The organism is Flavobacterium sp. N502536, from assembly GCF_025947345.1.
GTDB lineage: Bacteria > Bacteroidota > Bacteroidia > Flavobacteriales > Flavobacteriaceae > Flavobacterium.
On the sequence record NZ_CP110011.1, the window covers coordinates 3,353,980 to 3,368,148 of the forward strand.

Consider the following 14,169-nt stretch of genomic DNA (forward strand, 5'->3'; position numbering starts at 1 on the left):
TATGATTTTACCTTTCTTGAAAAAATTGCAGCATTCTCCTAAAGGATACCGTCTGGCCAATACTGTATTTTTTTTCCTTTCGGGATTTGGATATTCTTCGTGGGTATCCCGTATTCCGCACATACAGGCACAATTGCATTTGTCCGAAGCTCAGTTTGGAGCTGTTTTATTTGCCTTTCCAATTGGTTTAATGCTCACCATGCCTTTTACAGGTAAGCTGTTAAACAAATACAGCAGCCGTTATGTTATGCTGCTCGGAGCAATCATGTTTAATATTGCATTGTCCTTACCGGGTTTAGTTGCTTTTGTCTGGCAGTTGGTTATTGTACTCTTACTCTTTGGTGCATCACGTAATATTTTCAATTTGTCTATTAATGCACAATCTCTGGAGGTTCAAAAATTATATCCACATTCTATTATAACTCGTTTTCATGCCGTTTGGAGCATAGCCGTTTTTTCGGGAGCAGGTTTGGGGTATGTAATGGTAACGCAGCATATTGCGCCATCACATCATTTGCTGGGAGTAAGTGTTTTTATGCTTGCGCTAACGGCTTGTTTTTATCCTTTGAGTATTCATAACGAACCTGTACCCGTTAAAAAGAAGTTCTTTTCAATGCCCGAAAAAAATCTGGTTAAGTTTGCCCTGATTTGTTTTGTGTCTATGGCTTGTGAAAATACCATGTACGATTGGAGTGGTATTTATTTTGAAAATATATTGAAGGCGTCTCCAAAATTAACCAGTGCCGCATTTGTGTTTTTCGCGACAGCAGTAACTCTGGGACGTTTGTTTGGTGATTATGGCGTAATGAAATTTGGTACCAAACGAATTCTGTTTTACAGCGGTGTTTTAATCACCTTAGGATTTGGTATTTGCTTTATCCTGCCGTATGCTTATCCGACTATTTTTGGCTATGTCTTAATTGGGTTTGGAGTTTCCTGTGTGGTTCCGTTGGTATTTAGTATTGCCGGAAGATCATCAAAACTAAGCAGCGGTTCTGCTTTAACTTCGATCTCTACTATTGGTTATCTTGGGTTTTTACTGGTTCCGCCAATGGTAGGGTTTATATCCGAATATTTAAGTATGAAGTGGGCATTTTTGGTAATGGCGCTTTTAGGAATACTCATGATCTTTATGGTGAATAAGATCGGGGAGAATGAGTAGTTTTTTTTGAAGGGACTAAGGTACTGAGAGGCTAAGGCTCTAAGTTTTTTGAAATTCCGTAGGAATGAACTATTTTGTAGCAACGGATTTTAATCCGTTGGAATTGTGATGGTATAAGGAATTAAAGTTCCATAGAAACGGTCTATTTGATAACGCAAAGTTTTTAAAATTCCGTAGGAATGAATTATATTGTAGCGACGGATTTCAATCCGTTGGAATCGAAAAGGTATAAGAAATTAAAGTTCCATAGGAACGGCCCATTTAATAACGCAAAGTAGCGAAGCCATAAAGGAAATTGAACTTTGTAACTTCGCAACAAAATTATCTGGAAATATTATTTCTTCGTCATCACAAATTTTTCCGAACTTGGTTTCCCATTCAAATTCCCTGAAATCTCAGCAGTTAAAGTATTATTTGCACCTTTTGTATAGGTTATCTTTTGCGGATAATCGTGTTTAGGATTCTCGAAAACCAATTGTTTGTCAGATTCAGCTGTTGAGGCGAAAGAAACAGGTTTATCATTATTTTGACCTTTTACGGTTGCAATATAAGTTAGCGTTTCGTCTTTTTGTGTTAAAACGATACTTTCGAAATGAATAGTGTCTTTTTCTTTTATGAAATAGGAGGAAGCACTAAAAGTACTATCGTTTAGTTTTTGCCAGTTCTCGGTCAGAACACCCTCTGGAGATTTGTTTTCCCAGTTCCCGATGAGCCAGTCCGCAACTTTGATTTTATCTTTCTCGGCGGATTCCTTTTTTTGACAAGAAACAGCAGCTAAAACAAGGGCTAAAAGAGTAATTTTCTGAAACATATTTATGAGTTTTGGTTTTAAATGGAAGTACTAAAGTATGAAAAAGAATTGGTTGTTGTGAATTGTAAACAGTAAACTGTGAAAAGTAAAATGGGCAATGAAACACTGTATCTTACATTTTACATCTAACATTTCACATTTTTTAAATCTCACAAAGAATCGAATAAACCAGTTCTTTTGTTGGTTTTTGATCTTTTAGTTTGGTTCTGACGTCATCAAAAGTAACTTTAAAATCACAGCCTGATTTATATTCACTACAGCCATAGGCAGTTTTTCCTTTCAGAATTGTACCCTTTTTACATTTCGGACAGGTTAAGGCATCTGATGTTGTGGAAGCTTTTACTTTTGGAGTTGTTTTCTTTGTTTCTAATTTGAGTTTGTAATTTTCTTCAAAACGAATCAGGCCTTCAACAGTTCCTTCTTCGGTTTTAAAACCTTTTATGTTTACGGTTGATCCTTTTTGAACTAATCTTAAATATTGATTTTCAGATATTTTTTTCTCTGCAAAAGTATAAGGCAGCAGAAAATCGCAACCCGATTTATAATTACCACATCCAAAAGCTGATTTTCCTTTAATTAAGGTCGCTTTTTGGCATTTCGGACAGGTTTCGGCTAATATACCTGCAGCTTTCTTTTTCTCTGCTTTTACAACTGGTTTTTCGATTGTTGCAGCATGCGAAATATTGGCATGTCTGGTTTCACTTCGTACTTCGGTAACCAGAGCCTCGACCATGCGTTTCATGTTTTTAATAAACGCTCCGGCTGTATAAGTTCCTTTTTCGATGTCTTTCAACTGTTTTTCCCAGGAACCGGTTAGTTCGGCCGATTTGATAAGTTCGTTCTGAATAGTATCAATGAGCTGAATACCTGTTGGTGTTGGCAAAACTTGTTTTTTGTTTCGAACGATATACTGACGTTTGAATAGTGTTTCGATAATATTAGCTCGAGTTGACGGACGACCGATACCGTTTTCTTTCATCAGTTCCCGCAGATCTTCGTCATCTACTTGTTTACCTGCAGTTTCCATGGCGCGTAACAACGTTGCTTCGGTAAACTGATTGGGTGGTTTGGTTTCTTTTTGCAGAAAAGAAGGTTCGTGCGGGCCTTTTTCTCCCACCACAAAACTAGGTAACAAATCGGCCTCTCTTTCTTTGGCGTTCGGATCTTCGAATACAACGCGAAATCCTTTTTTTAAGATCTCTTTTCCGGTGGTTTTAAAAGTCACATCGGCTGCTTTTCCAATTACTGTGGTATTAGCAACCAGACAATCGTCGTAAAATACGGCAATAAAACGTTTTGTAATAATGTCGTAGACCTGCTGCTGATTGAATTGCAAATGGGCCTCTATCCCGGTTGGAATAATCGCATGGTGATCGGTAACTTTTTTATCGTTGAAAACCTTTGGCGATTTTTTTATTTTTTTCTCTAAAATTGGCTGAGTTAATTCGGCATATTTGGATAATTTTTGCAGAATTCCAGGCACTTTTGGATAAATGTCATTTGGTAAAAAGGTAGTATCGACTCTGGGATACGTAACTACTTTTTGTTCGTACAAAGTTTGAACGATTTTAAGCGTTTCATCTGCCGAAAATCCAAATTTAGTATTGCAATATACTTGTAAACCAGTCAGGTCAAATAGTTTAGGAGCGTACTCGTTTCCGTTCTTTTTATCAACTGAAACAATTTCGAATTCGCTTTCTTTGACTTTATTAGCTAAAAGTTCTCCGTCTTCTTTTTTTAGGAAACGCCCTTCTTCATAGCTAAAAAGAGTCTCTCTGTATAAAGTTTGTAACTCCCAATAAGGCTGAGGTTTAAAATTTTCGATTTCTTTAAATCGGTCGACAACCATTGCCAATGTTGGCGTTTGCACGCGTCCGATTGACAATACTTGTTTGTAACCGCCATGTTTTACGGTGTACAAACGTGTAGCATTCATTCCCAGTAACCAGTCGCCAATGGCTCTTGAAAATCCGGCGTAGAATAAATTATCGTAGTTTTCGGATGGTTTCAGATTTTCAAAACCTTCTTTGATAGCTTCGGTGGTTAGGGACGAAATCCACAAGCGCTGTACTTCGCCCTTATAGTGCGCCTCATTCATCACCCAACGCTGAATAAGTTCTCCTTCCTGCCCGGCATCCCCGCAATTGATAACCACGTCGGCTTTGTCGAATAGGCTTTTTACGATTTTAAATTGCTTTTGGATTCCTGAATTTTGTACCACCTTGGTTTCAAACTTCTCAGGAAGCATGGGTAAGTTGTTCAGATCCCAGCTTTTCCAATGGGGTTTGTAATCATTGGGTTCTTTTAAGGTGCATAAATGCCCAAAGGTGTAAGTTACAGCATAACCATTGCCTTCAAAATACCCGTCGTGTTTGGTATTGGCTCCCAAAACGGATGCGATTTCACGTGCTACACTTGGTTTCTCAGCAATACAGACCTTCATTTTTCTCTTTCTTATTCGAAAGCGAAATTAGGAATTTTAAAAGTGGTATCGAAATTATAGCGTTATAAAGTTACAAAGAGGCAAAGGAGCAAAGGGACAAAGGTTTTTTGTTTTCCGCAGATTTACGTGGAGTGATTTTATAGAATTTATTTAAATCTGCACAATCTGCCGGATCTGCGAGCGAAAAGAAGCACATAGCTATGCAGTTTATTTTAAGTGAAGCATCTTTTACAAGCATTTTGAGCTATGTCTCTATGTGTTTAAAAGATCCATGCAGAAAGAATTAAAAATTAAAAATCTGCTGGATCTGCAAGAGGAAAAAACTTTAGATGTTTTTAATCTTGTAGCCTTCGAATAAAACATAAAAACCACAAACAGAAGCTTGTGGTTTTTTGTAATTATAAATTTCAGCTTTGCCTTAAAGTAAAAGGCTTGCTATTGGGTTATTTTAATTTTAGACGCAAATTGGATTCTCTCAAGAATTCATTAACATGTTCTTGTTTGATTTGTGTTCTGTTTAACCCCTTCAGACTGCCTACATATCCTGTAAAAACATGGCTAATATTGAGGGGAGTAACAACTCCTTTATGAGATGTATTATGGCAAAAGAAGCAATTAACAAGATCGTTAACTGAAGTTTTGCTTATTGTTGTTGGACTAAATCCTGCCTGAACATAGGTTTCCATCGTAATATTGTAGGCTGCAACGGAACCTCGGGTTAATTTTCCAGGGTTAGAGTCTGAAAGAGTATCAGATAACGTATTTAATAAGGCCGCTTGAGCCTGAGTAGTATCGTATCCTGCAGTATTAATCCATAATGAACCATTGTAAAAATAATTGTTCCAGATACCTTTCAGCTGTGTTTTAACGCTTTGATTAATCGTACGAATATTATTGAAGTTTTGCGAACCATTTTGACTCGTTTTCATATAAACCTGAACATTATGAGAACCTTTCGTTACTTTTTCAACAGGAACACCATATTTGTAAAGAGAAAAGATATCAGTATAAATTCCATTTTTTGTAGTTATATTTTTAACGGTTGCAGTGTTGTTTTTATTAAAAAAAGGATAATCAACTGTACTCGTCACCGGTGCATCAGTGGTTGGCGTAGCTTTTGACCAATCGTAAGCAGGTGCAAGATTTTCATGTTCAAAAGTAGCCCATACAAATTCGGGGTGATTTTGTACAACTCCAACGACATGCATCCCTAAAAGTGCTACTCTTTTTTTAACTCCATTGATTACACCCTGAGTAATAAAATAGGAAGAAGGATCTTTAAGAGCACTCGCATCAATCCAGGAGGTTTTAAGTTCTAAGGAGCCTACAGGAAAAGTTATATCTTTTATTTTGGCAGGATCTTTTTTTGCTATTGGACCATATTTTAGCATGGTTGAGTACATAAGATTGTCCATGAAAATAGAATAATAAACAGTAGTAGATTTAGGAACACCTGATGTATATTTAGGGGTTTTTAAAATATCCTGGGAAGAACTTGCCTGAGCGGTATCTCTTAGAACAACAATTCCTTCACTTGTATCTACTTTTTTGCCTTCCGCAGTCACCTGAATCAAATTGGAAATAAATAACGGTTTTCCGTTGACTTCATTGGTGAGCCAAAGAAACTTTTGCCACGACCATTGATGAAAGTCACAATTCGTTACAGTTGCATTGTTGGCAAATGCGCTTGTTGGTCCTTCATTTGGCGGAGGAGTCTGGCGAGTGTTGTTGACCATCGTAAACCAATTAGCAGGAGCTAAACAGGTAGAAGTAGCGGCACTTTTATTTACAGTTGTATAAGTGTCTTTTTCTGTCTTTGGATCCTTTTTACAGGCACAGAAGACGATTAGCGTGATTAAAAGCAATACCTTTTTTGTAGTTTTCATGATAGAGGGGCTTTAGTTCGTTTTTGTAGTTATCTTTTTTTGAATAGTTGAAAGTAGGTAATTAAGAAACTGACTTCTTAAAAAATGTCTTAAACGCTCTATTTTTAGGTATGAAACCCAAAAAAAGGTGTATTAATAAAATAGTATTAGTGCTGCAGTCGGAATATCCTTGCCGGGAAACTTCCGAATGCTATTCAATAGGAGGTTTTGGACTACTAAGTTATAAAAAAATAACAAGATAATTGCTTCAAAAATGCATTTTGAAAGATTAAAAGAATTATATTCGTTCTGCCAAAAATAATCTTAACCCATTAGAAATGAATATAAAACAAGCTGCGACTATAGAGGAAGTAATTCAGCTATTAGATGAAATAATAGAAGTGTCAAAGATCGAGCAAAGTGCTATAGGTTTGTTTGCTACCCTGTATCGCGAAGTTACTGTGAGCGTAAAAGAAGGGATCCAAAATGGTTCTTTTCAGAATGGTGAACGCATGGAAAAATTGGATGTTATTTTTGCCAATCGGTATTTAAAGGCTTATTATCAATATAAAGCCAAAGAAAAATCATCGGAATGTTGGGGTTTTGCCTTTGAACAAGCCGAAAAGTTTTGGCCGATAGTGCTGCAACATTTATTACTCGGAATGAATGCTCATATCAATTTGGATTTGGGTATAGCTGCTGCTGAGATCAGTACGGTTGAAGATATAGGAAGTTTAAAAGCCGATTTCGACAAAATAAATACCATTCTAAGCAGTCTCGTAGGTAGCGTAGAAAAATGTCTGATTAAAATTTGGCCAACGCTTACCTGGATATTAAAAATAACAGGTAAAGCAGACACCTTTTTTATTGACTTTAGTATGGAAACCGCAAGAGACGGTGCCTGGAAATTTGCCAATGAATTTGTAGCAGTTCCGGAGGATAAAAGGGAAGCCTGTACGCATGAAAGAGATGTGAGAATAACAGAAATCGCCCGCTTAGTTTCAAATCCGGGATATTTTGTGAGTGCTGTTTTCAAATTCATTCGTTTGTTCGAAAGAGGTACAGTGGCTCAAAAAATAATCGATATGCAGATTGCTGAACAAAAAAATATGGAATGTGTTGTTGCGTGATTTTAATTCCGTTGCGAATGATTGTTATTGAAAAAACTCGAAGAGCGGATTGTAAGGCTTAAAAATCTAACATTTTGTAATATTGTTGTAATTCAATTGCTCTGGTTTTTACAATTTCTTTTTTTCTGTTTTCGGCAACGGTGTACCACATTGTTCCTTGTTGAACTTCGAAGTAAAATTTAGAAATAAAAGCGTATTCTTTATCCCGATACTTCAACCATTGCAATTGGGATTCTTTCAGACTGTCAAAAGCTTCTTTTGGGAGTTTTGCTTTTAACAGGTTGTAGTATTTATTCAATTCTTTATCCCAGGATTCACGCGCTTGTATGGTACAATTACACATATCGGCATTCGAGATATCATCTTTGTTCAGACATTTAGATTCTAAAACATCAATTGGATTTTCATTTTTCTTGTTGGTTTGGGAAAAGGCAATGATTGAGAAAAAAAGAAAAACAGTGACAAGTGTTTTATTCATAAGGTTGAGTTTAAAACCTAAATATATTACTGTTTTGTTTTAAATGTGTATTTGCAGTTCAGTAAAAAAATATCCTGCTGATGCAAGCGTCCCGCTCGTCCATGCAAAGAATACAAATTAATATTAATATGCAAAACAGTTTGATCATAATCTCTATAATTTTTTATTAAAAAAATCATGAGAGGTCGTATGCTTTAATTCCGTAGGAATGAAATATTTTATAGCAACGGATTTCAATCCGTTGAAAAAAGGATTTTGGGTTTCGAAAGTTCCATAGGAACGGCATATATTTTAGGTATTAAAATATGTCGAACCGCTGGTTCTCTATTCTCAATGTGTATATTCAAATTGAATTAAAATCCAATTCTACAATATTGGTTGAGCCTATGGCTCTTTTTGTAATCATGTATTTTTTAATTCCGCCAGAAATGATTTCTATTCTCTAGGAACGGAGTAAGTGAGCTGTTTATATTTGTAGGCTGCTCTCCACCAAAACATATTCCAACTATATCTTAAACTTCCTAATTCCCAATTGGCATCAAATTTCTTGTCATCATTTTTGAAATAGGGTGGATGGGCTATTTTACAATGCAACATTGGCGGGTTGTTAATTATTGTTTTTACAAAATTAGGTTCAAGATTGCTTTTTAGGAAGTACCTGATATCAATAATTGTTTGATGTTTTTCAGCTTTGTAAACATATAGATTAATGTCATAAATTGAATCATAAATTTCTTTAAGATCTAAAATTGCTTCATTAAAATTTTTAGGTTTTGTCTTTTTATTGAGCTTATTTTTATTTCTGCGCTGAATAAAAAAGTTTTCTCCTTTTACTTTTGAAATATCTGAAAGAATAAAAACTAAATTTTCTGATATATCATTACAACAATAAAGATTTACCATTTCGAGTAATCTTGTCGTTAGATCTTCTAGTTGCTCTTCAATATTTTTAGCTGTATTCAAATGTTTGGTCGTATATTTTGTTCGCGAATGCTATTTTTCAACAGACAGTTTGGTTTACTCTATTAAATTTGCATAATTACAACTTTAGTAGGAATTATAAATTGGTCTTGGGAAATCCATATGGTGAATTTTAGAATTTCGCATCAGCGAAGTGGCACTTTGGAGAGTCGTTTTTTTAATATCTTGTTTGATATTTAAGTTGTACTTCTATTTTGATAGATTTATCGATTATAGGTAACCCTATTTAACCCAGTTATTTAGGCAGATGCGCAATCAACTCAACCTCTAACTTTGCTTGTGGCATGTATAATTGTACTACTTGTACCCATGTAGCAGCAGGAAAGTCACCATTGTAGAATTTTTTTCTAACGTTGTTGTACTTTTTCACGGTCTCAATATCGGTTGTATATAGATTTTCTTTCACAACATTTGCAAATGTAGCGCCATAACTCGCTAGTGAAGCTTTTAAATCGTTATATACCGCTGTGATTCCTGCCGGAGTCAATTCCGTTGTTACAGCACCCGAAATGTAAAGCACATTGTCCACTTTTAAAACCTGAGCATAACCAATAACGGTATCTTGTTTAGGACCGTTGTTCCAATGCCATTTTTCCTTTTTTATTTTGGCTTCTTGTGCAAAATTGATATTGAAAACGAATAAAAAAGAAAGTAAAATAAAATGTTTCATAATGGTTTGTTTTTTTAATGAAGTTTGTTTTAAGGTTTAATTCTTTCTGCCAGTGTTATTATCTCGCTCTTTACGTTCACGAACGGGGCGCTCGCGCCAGCAGTGGTAAATTGATGCAAAATAATTGGATTCCATCTTTGCTTAGGGTTAGATAGAAATTCTAAAACTTACTCAAATTAAAGTAGAGAAAGAGGAAGTATAGACTACCTCTTTCTTTTTTGATTACATCTTGGTTATTTACCAAGGTGTTTTCTTACTGCTGCTGCTGAATGGCCGACCGCTTCAACCGCTTTACGTAATGCTGCTTCAGAGATTCCAAATTCTTTGCACCAATAATCAATTTCCCATTGTTCCTTAAGACTAATCTTGCTGGCGTCTTGTGGTCTTTTTTTAGTTAAGTCATCTGACATAATTTTTTTGTTTTAAATTAAGCTGATTTACACTCCAGCTTGTGAGTCCTTTATATAAATTGGAACAAATTTCGGTTTATATTAATTATAGGTTTTACGGAAATCCATAATCTACTGGATTTATTCTCAAGTAATTATACTGTAAAATAGAACCATATCTATATGTTAATTGTTTATTTCATGTTAAGCATGTTATCTATGATGTATTACTTGATCATCTTTTTTAATCTTTGTGCAACAGGATCAAGCGGTTCCTTTGTAAGACCTTGGTGGATATTGTCCAAACCTCTTACAATTAAATAGATGGAAGCGGTCAAAATAGCAAAGTAAAATTCTGTTTCAACTGTCTTATTTTCTTTTTCTAAAATTTTAGAAACTCCGATGATGACTCCAATCACTGCTTCAGTTAAGCCATATATACTTCTAACATATAACCGAAAGTAAAACAGAGAAAAACCAATTGATAAAATTATGAATACAATAAGGGGAGTTTTCCAATTATGATAAGAGGAGAAATAATAGTTTTTTTGAAGAGAGGTAAAATCTTCTAAAACTATAGATACAGAATAAAATGTTAATCCTAATAAAAATGCCGAAAAAAAAGCTATTAAGATATTTACGTATTGGAAATTTGTTTTTCGATCTTGAAAGTATATCGAAATTAAAGAGAAAATAAAAATACCATTTATTACACCTCCAAAAAAAAGTATGTTTTGGATAATTGTTTGTAAATTTCGGTTAATAGAAGTATAGACTATGGTGAAAATTAGAATTAAAAAAAAAAGAGTTTTAAAAAAAAGAGAAATGAAGGACTTAATTTTAGTCATAAGTAGAATTTGATAATTAGTGATTTTCGAATGAATTTTTGTTATTGTATTTCTCTAGTCGGCACGAGTGAGGCGCTCGCGCTAGCGGAGAGATTTTCAAAAAATGAGTTTTTTGCCGATTCTACTGTTACAATTAAAAAAATTGTAACAGTAGAATCGGATAAATAATTTTCACGTATTTTTCTCATTATATAATCTTCATCTTCCCCGCGCTACACACAGGGTGGGATTAAGAAAACCTAAACTTTGGGTTAAAACCTAATTTTTCAAATACATAATCATCTTCAAATTAAGCCAAATCCCAGCTTGCTTGTAGCGTGTATTAGATGCCGTTTTTTTGTCAATATTTTATTTTTGCAGACAACTCCAATGTATGAATGTATTTGTAATTTGGGTTGTCATTTCCATATTTATAAGAAAGCCCAACAAATGTATTCTTAAATATTTGTCTGTCAATTGATGACTTAATTAGTCCAGCAAAATTGTCAGTTGTTAATTGTTGGACATCCGAAACTATGTAATAATAATTTCCTGTCACTTTGAAAACCCATGTATCTTCATTTTTAGAGTTTAAAATTCTGGTTTTGTAGTCAATCAATATTCCAGCAGTTGAATATAAATCATCTGTATCATAAGTTTTACTATATCTATAACCAAGATTTGTAAACCCTCCCAAGGCGATTGAATGAACAGATTGAATGTATGTGTTTTCAGTAGCATCTTTATGTTTTTGAGATATCAGATTGACCAATAACTTTAATTGCCCAAATATTAATTTTTCTTGAAAAAGCTTATCTGAATTATATGATGGATTAAATTCGATTGCTTTGTTCCATGCTGATGTTCTTAAATTGTCTTTACTTTTCCATTTCTCTCCATAAAATGCTTTACCCATATTAATTTGAAACAGAATATTATTTTCAGATGAAGTAACTCCGTCACCAATATTCACATCTGAAGAGGGGAGTATGTAAAAGTTATTGTGGTCGAAAAGTAGATATCTTCCTTTCTTTTCATCAATTTTTTCAGTTCTATTGAAGTCAAATGAGAAAGTTTGAACAACTTTATTTTTTTGAAAATCGTGAGCCGCACCAATTCTAATAAAATCTTGGCCAAAAACTTTGTTATTTAAAATTGCCAAGAGAACAATTAGCAAAAGAGTAATTTTTAACTTCATAGTAGAACGTATTTTAGGATTTTTAAAATATCTTCTCCTGTTTTCAACTTGACAAACATATCATTTCGTAATTGTGTCGCATTGATATTTCGCCAAGTGATACAAATATCATCACAAAAATTGTCTTTGAACTCTGCGGCAATATAATTGTCCTTTATTGTTCTTTTAAGGTTAATTTTTGTGTAGTCTAACGGTGTGTAAGCAGCAATAATTTTCTGCAATTTTTCTTCGTTTGTCATATTGATTCTGTTTTGGTTGTTTCTTTAAAATGGCATATAACATCTGAATTAATTGGTTCATTTAAGGATTTGTCTATCATATCAATTTCAAGTTCATCATGAATATATTTTTTATAGTCATGATCTTGTGTCTTAAAAGAAATGAAACATTTATGTGCTATAAATTTAGTTTTTTGAATTATTTACTTCTATAGATTTTGCCATTTATGTAAATCATATCCAATAATTAAGTTTTTATAAAAACAAACATCGCATTAAATTTAAATTCACCACCAAGTATAAACACCTGAATTTTTATAAAAGTAAATTGTTTGAAGTAACTGATTTTACGGAAATCCATAAAGGCCAATTTAAAACCTGAAACCCTTAGCCCTGATAGCAGCGGCATCCTTTTTAGGCAAACGAAAACTCCTAAAATTAAACAATTAACTTTCTGCTTAAAAAGATACAGCGGATAGCAGGAACAAGCTCCTAAAAACCATCCTCATTCCACTAAATCTTCCCCTCAAAAAACCTAAAAAATCAATACTAGAATTTTCAACAAAAATTTTGTAATTTTGCAGTCCAATAAAAGGAATTAGAAAATGTTAGATAGACTTCAATATGTAAAGCAGCGTTTTGATGAGATTTCGGATTTGATTATTCAGCCGGATGTTATTGCTGATCAAAAACGTTATGTGCAACTCAACCAGGAATATAAAAGCATCAAAGCTTTGGTTGAAAAAAGAGAAGAATACATTCTTGTTTTAGCAAATATTGACGAAGCAAACGAAATTATTGCTGACGGAAGCGATGCAGATATGACCGAAATGGCCAAAATGCAGCTAGACGAAGCAAAAGAACGCTTGCCGCAACTGGAGGAGGAAATCAAATTTATGTTGATTCCTAAAGATCCTGAAGATGCTAAAAATGTAATGGTGGAGATTCGTGCCGGAACGGGTGGGGACGAAGCTAGTATTTTTGCAGGGGATTTATTCAGAATGTACACTAAATACTGTGAATCACAAGGTTGGAGAACTTCTGTGGTCGATATGAACGAAGGTACTTCGGGAGGTTTCAAAGAGGTTATTTTTGAAGTTACCGGAGAAGATGTGTACGGAACCCTGAAATTTGAAGCTGGTGTGCACCGTGTACAACGTGTTCCGCAAACCGAAACACAAGGGCGTGTACATACCTCGGCAGCAACGGTAATGGTTTTACCGGAAGCAGAAGAGTTTGATGTACAAATCGATATGAACGATGTTCGTGTAGATTTCTTCTGTTCGTCAGGACCTGGAGGACAATCGGTAAATACAACGAAATCGGCTGTACGTTTAACGCACATTCCTACGGGATTGGTGGCGCAATGTCAGGATCAGAAATCGCAGCATAAGAATAAAGATAAGGCGTTAACGGTTTTACGTTCTCGTTTGTACGAACAGGAATTGGCTAAGAAAGAAGCTGAAGATGCTACCAAACGTACGTCTCAGGTAAGTTCTGGTGACCGTTCGGCTAAGATTCGTACCTACAACTACGCACAAGGTCGTGTAACCGATCACCGTGTTGGTTTAACTTTATACGATTTAGGAAACATCATGAATGGTGACATTCAGAAAATTGTTGCCGAGCTTCAGTTGGTGAACAACATGGAGAAATTGAAGGAAGCTTCGGAAGTGTTCTAAGACACTAAGGTTCTGAGAGACTAAGTTTTTAGGCTCAGAGGCACAAAGTTGCAAAGGATTAATCTTTTCCAATCAATTAAGATTTATATAGTAAAAAGAGCGTATTTCAACTACTTGAAATACGCTCTTTTTTTATTTTCTCCAGTAAAACCTCTGTGCCTTTGTCCCTTTACACCTCTGAACCTTTTAAAAAAACCTCAGGACCTTAGTAACTCAGCACCTCAGTACCTCAGAGAAAAAAATATATAGTGAAGGATATTAACCGATTAACCGTTTATTTATAAAACGTATAAAGCAAGTTAGATACCTAAAAAT

Annotated in this window: 13 protein-coding genes; 3 read left to right on the top strand and 10 right to left on the bottom strand. The window is 34.7% G+C overall.

Features of this window, described 5'->3' with window-relative positions:
• Window position 1 precedes the first annotated feature (1 nt).
• Window positions 2-1,162: an MFS transporter gene (locus OLM61_RS14140; RefSeq protein WP_264523281.1), complete on the top strand. Its 1,161-nt coding sequence runs from the start codon at window positions 2-4 to the stop codon at window positions 1,160-1,162.
• Between the two features lie 334 nt (window positions 1,163-1,496).
• Here the strand turns inward: OLM61_RS14140 and OLM61_RS14145 are convergent, their stop codons facing one another.
• The 3 genes from OLM61_RS14145 to OLM61_RS14155 all read right to left on the bottom strand — a co-directional run bounded on the left by OLM61_RS14145 (window position 1,497) and on the right by OLM61_RS14155 (window position 6,302).
• Entirely contained in the window at window positions 1,497-1,973 is a 477-nt protein-coding gene (locus OLM61_RS14145) for a DUF6265 family protein (RefSeq protein WP_264523282.1), read from the bottom strand.
• 142 nt (window positions 1,974-2,115) lie between these two features.
• Window positions 2,116-4,416, bottom strand: a complete 2,301-nt coding sequence (locus OLM61_RS14150) for a type IA DNA topoisomerase (protein WP_264523283.1) — start codon at window positions 4,414-4,416, stop codon at window positions 2,116-2,118.
• A 443-nt stretch (window positions 4,417-4,859) separates the two neighbouring features.
• Window positions 4,860-6,302, bottom strand: coding sequence for a hypothetical protein (locus OLM61_RS14155; RefSeq protein ID WP_264523284.1), 1,443 nt, complete (start codon window positions 6,300-6,302; stop codon window positions 4,860-4,862).
• Window positions 6,303-6,619: 317 nt separating this feature from the next.
• Between OLM61_RS14155 and OLM61_RS14160 the strand changes: the two genes are divergently transcribed.
• Window positions 6,620-7,411 carry a DUF5995 family protein gene (locus OLM61_RS14160; protein WP_264523285.1) on the top strand — a complete coding sequence of 264 codons (792 nt, stop codon included), beginning with the start codon at window positions 6,620-6,622 and terminating at the stop codon, window positions 7,409-7,411.
• Between the two features lie 58 nt (window positions 7,412-7,469).
• Here the strand turns inward: OLM61_RS14160 and OLM61_RS14165 are convergent, their stop codons facing one another.
• The 7 genes from OLM61_RS14165 to OLM61_RS14195 form a co-directional block, all read right to left on the bottom strand.
• On the bottom strand, window positions 7,470-7,889 hold the full coding sequence (locus OLM61_RS14165; RefSeq protein ID WP_264523286.1) for a lysozyme inhibitor LprI family protein: 420 nt from the start codon (window positions 7,887-7,889) through the stop codon (window positions 7,470-7,472).
• 435 nt (window positions 7,890-8,324) lie between these two features.
• The gene (locus OLM61_RS14170; protein WP_264523287.1) at window positions 8,325-8,852 is read right to left on the bottom strand and encodes a hypothetical protein; all 528 of its coding nucleotides are present in this window, start codon (window positions 8,850-8,852) and stop codon (window positions 8,325-8,327) included.
• Window positions 8,853-9,105: 253 nt separating this feature from the next.
• Window positions 9,106-9,540, bottom strand: coding sequence for a RidA family protein (locus OLM61_RS14175; protein ID WP_264523288.1), 435 nt, complete (start codon window positions 9,538-9,540; stop codon window positions 9,106-9,108).
• A 233-nt stretch (window positions 9,541-9,773) separates the two neighbouring features.
• Window positions 9,774-9,950, bottom strand: a complete 177-nt coding sequence (locus OLM61_RS14180; protein ID WP_264523289.1) for a DUF3606 domain-containing protein — start codon at window positions 9,948-9,950, stop codon at window positions 9,774-9,776.
• A gap of 206 nt (window positions 9,951-10,156) precedes the next feature.
• On the bottom strand, window positions 10,157-10,777 hold the full coding sequence (locus OLM61_RS14185; protein ID WP_264523290.1) for a hypothetical protein: 621 nt from the start codon (window positions 10,775-10,777) through the stop codon (window positions 10,157-10,159).
• Window positions 10,778-11,117: 340 nt separating this feature from the next.
• Window positions 11,118-11,954, bottom strand: a complete 837-nt coding sequence (locus tag OLM61_RS14190; RefSeq protein ID WP_264523291.1) for a hypothetical protein — start codon at window positions 11,952-11,954, stop codon at window positions 11,118-11,120.
• The gene (locus OLM61_RS14195; protein WP_264523292.1) at window positions 11,951-12,193 is read right to left on the bottom strand and encodes a hypothetical protein; all 243 of its coding nucleotides are present in this window, start codon (window positions 12,191-12,193) and stop codon (window positions 11,951-11,953) included. Before OLM61_RS14195 ends, OLM61_RS14190 begins: the two co-directional genes overlap by 4 nt.
• Window positions 12,194-12,777: 584 nt before the next feature.
• Between OLM61_RS14195 and prfA the strand changes: the two genes are divergently transcribed.
• The gene (gene prfA / locus OLM61_RS14200; protein WP_264523293.1) at window positions 12,778-13,854 is read left to right on the top strand and encodes a peptide chain release factor 1; all 1,077 of its coding nucleotides are present in this window, start codon (window positions 12,778-12,780) and stop codon (window positions 13,852-13,854) included.
• Window positions 13,855-14,169 lie beyond the last annotated feature (315 nt).

Bases quoted from the DNA above. Each gene is read 5' to 3' on its own strand.
- OLM61_RS14140 (WP_264523281.1), top strand. From the start codon at position 2: ATGATTTTACCTTTCTTGAAAAAATTGCAGCATTCTCCTAAAGGATAC.
- OLM61_RS14145 (WP_264523282.1), bottom strand. From the start codon at position 1,973: ATGTTTCAGAAAATTACTCTTTTAGCCCTTGTTTTAGCTGCTGTTTCT.
- OLM61_RS14150 (WP_264523283.1), bottom strand. From the start codon at position 4,416: ATGAAGGTCTGTATTGCTGAGAAACCAAGTGTAGCACGTGAAATCGCA.
- OLM61_RS14155 (WP_264523284.1), bottom strand. From the start codon at position 6,302: ATGAAAACTACAAAAAAGGTATTGCTTTTAATCACGCTAATCGTCTTC.
- OLM61_RS14160 (WP_264523285.1), top strand. From the start codon at position 6,620: ATGAATATAAAACAAGCTGCGACTATAGAGGAAGTAATTCAGCTATTA.
- OLM61_RS14165 (WP_264523286.1), bottom strand. From the start codon at position 7,889: ATGAATAAAACACTTGTCACTGTTTTTCTTTTTTTCTCAATCATTGCC.
- OLM61_RS14175 (WP_264523288.1), bottom strand. From the start codon at position 9,540: ATGAAACATTTTATTTTACTTTCTTTTTTATTCGTTTTCAATATCAAT.
- OLM61_RS14180 (WP_264523289.1), bottom strand. From the start codon at position 9,950: ATGTCAGATGACTTAACTAAAAAAAGACCACAAGACGCCAGCAAGATT.
- OLM61_RS14185 (WP_264523290.1), bottom strand. From the start codon at position 10,777: ATGACTAAAATTAAGTCCTTCATTTCTCTTTTTTTTAAAACTCTTTTT.
- OLM61_RS14190 (WP_264523291.1), bottom strand. From the start codon at position 11,954: ATGAAGTTAAAAATTACTCTTTTGCTAATTGTTCTCTTGGCAATTTTA.
- OLM61_RS14195 (WP_264523292.1), bottom strand. From the start codon at position 12,193: ATGACAAACGAAGAAAAATTGCAGAAAATTATTGCTGCTTACACACCG.
- prfA (WP_264523293.1), top strand. From the start codon at position 12,778: ATGTTAGATAGACTTCAATATGTAAAGCAGCGTTTTGATGAGATTTCG.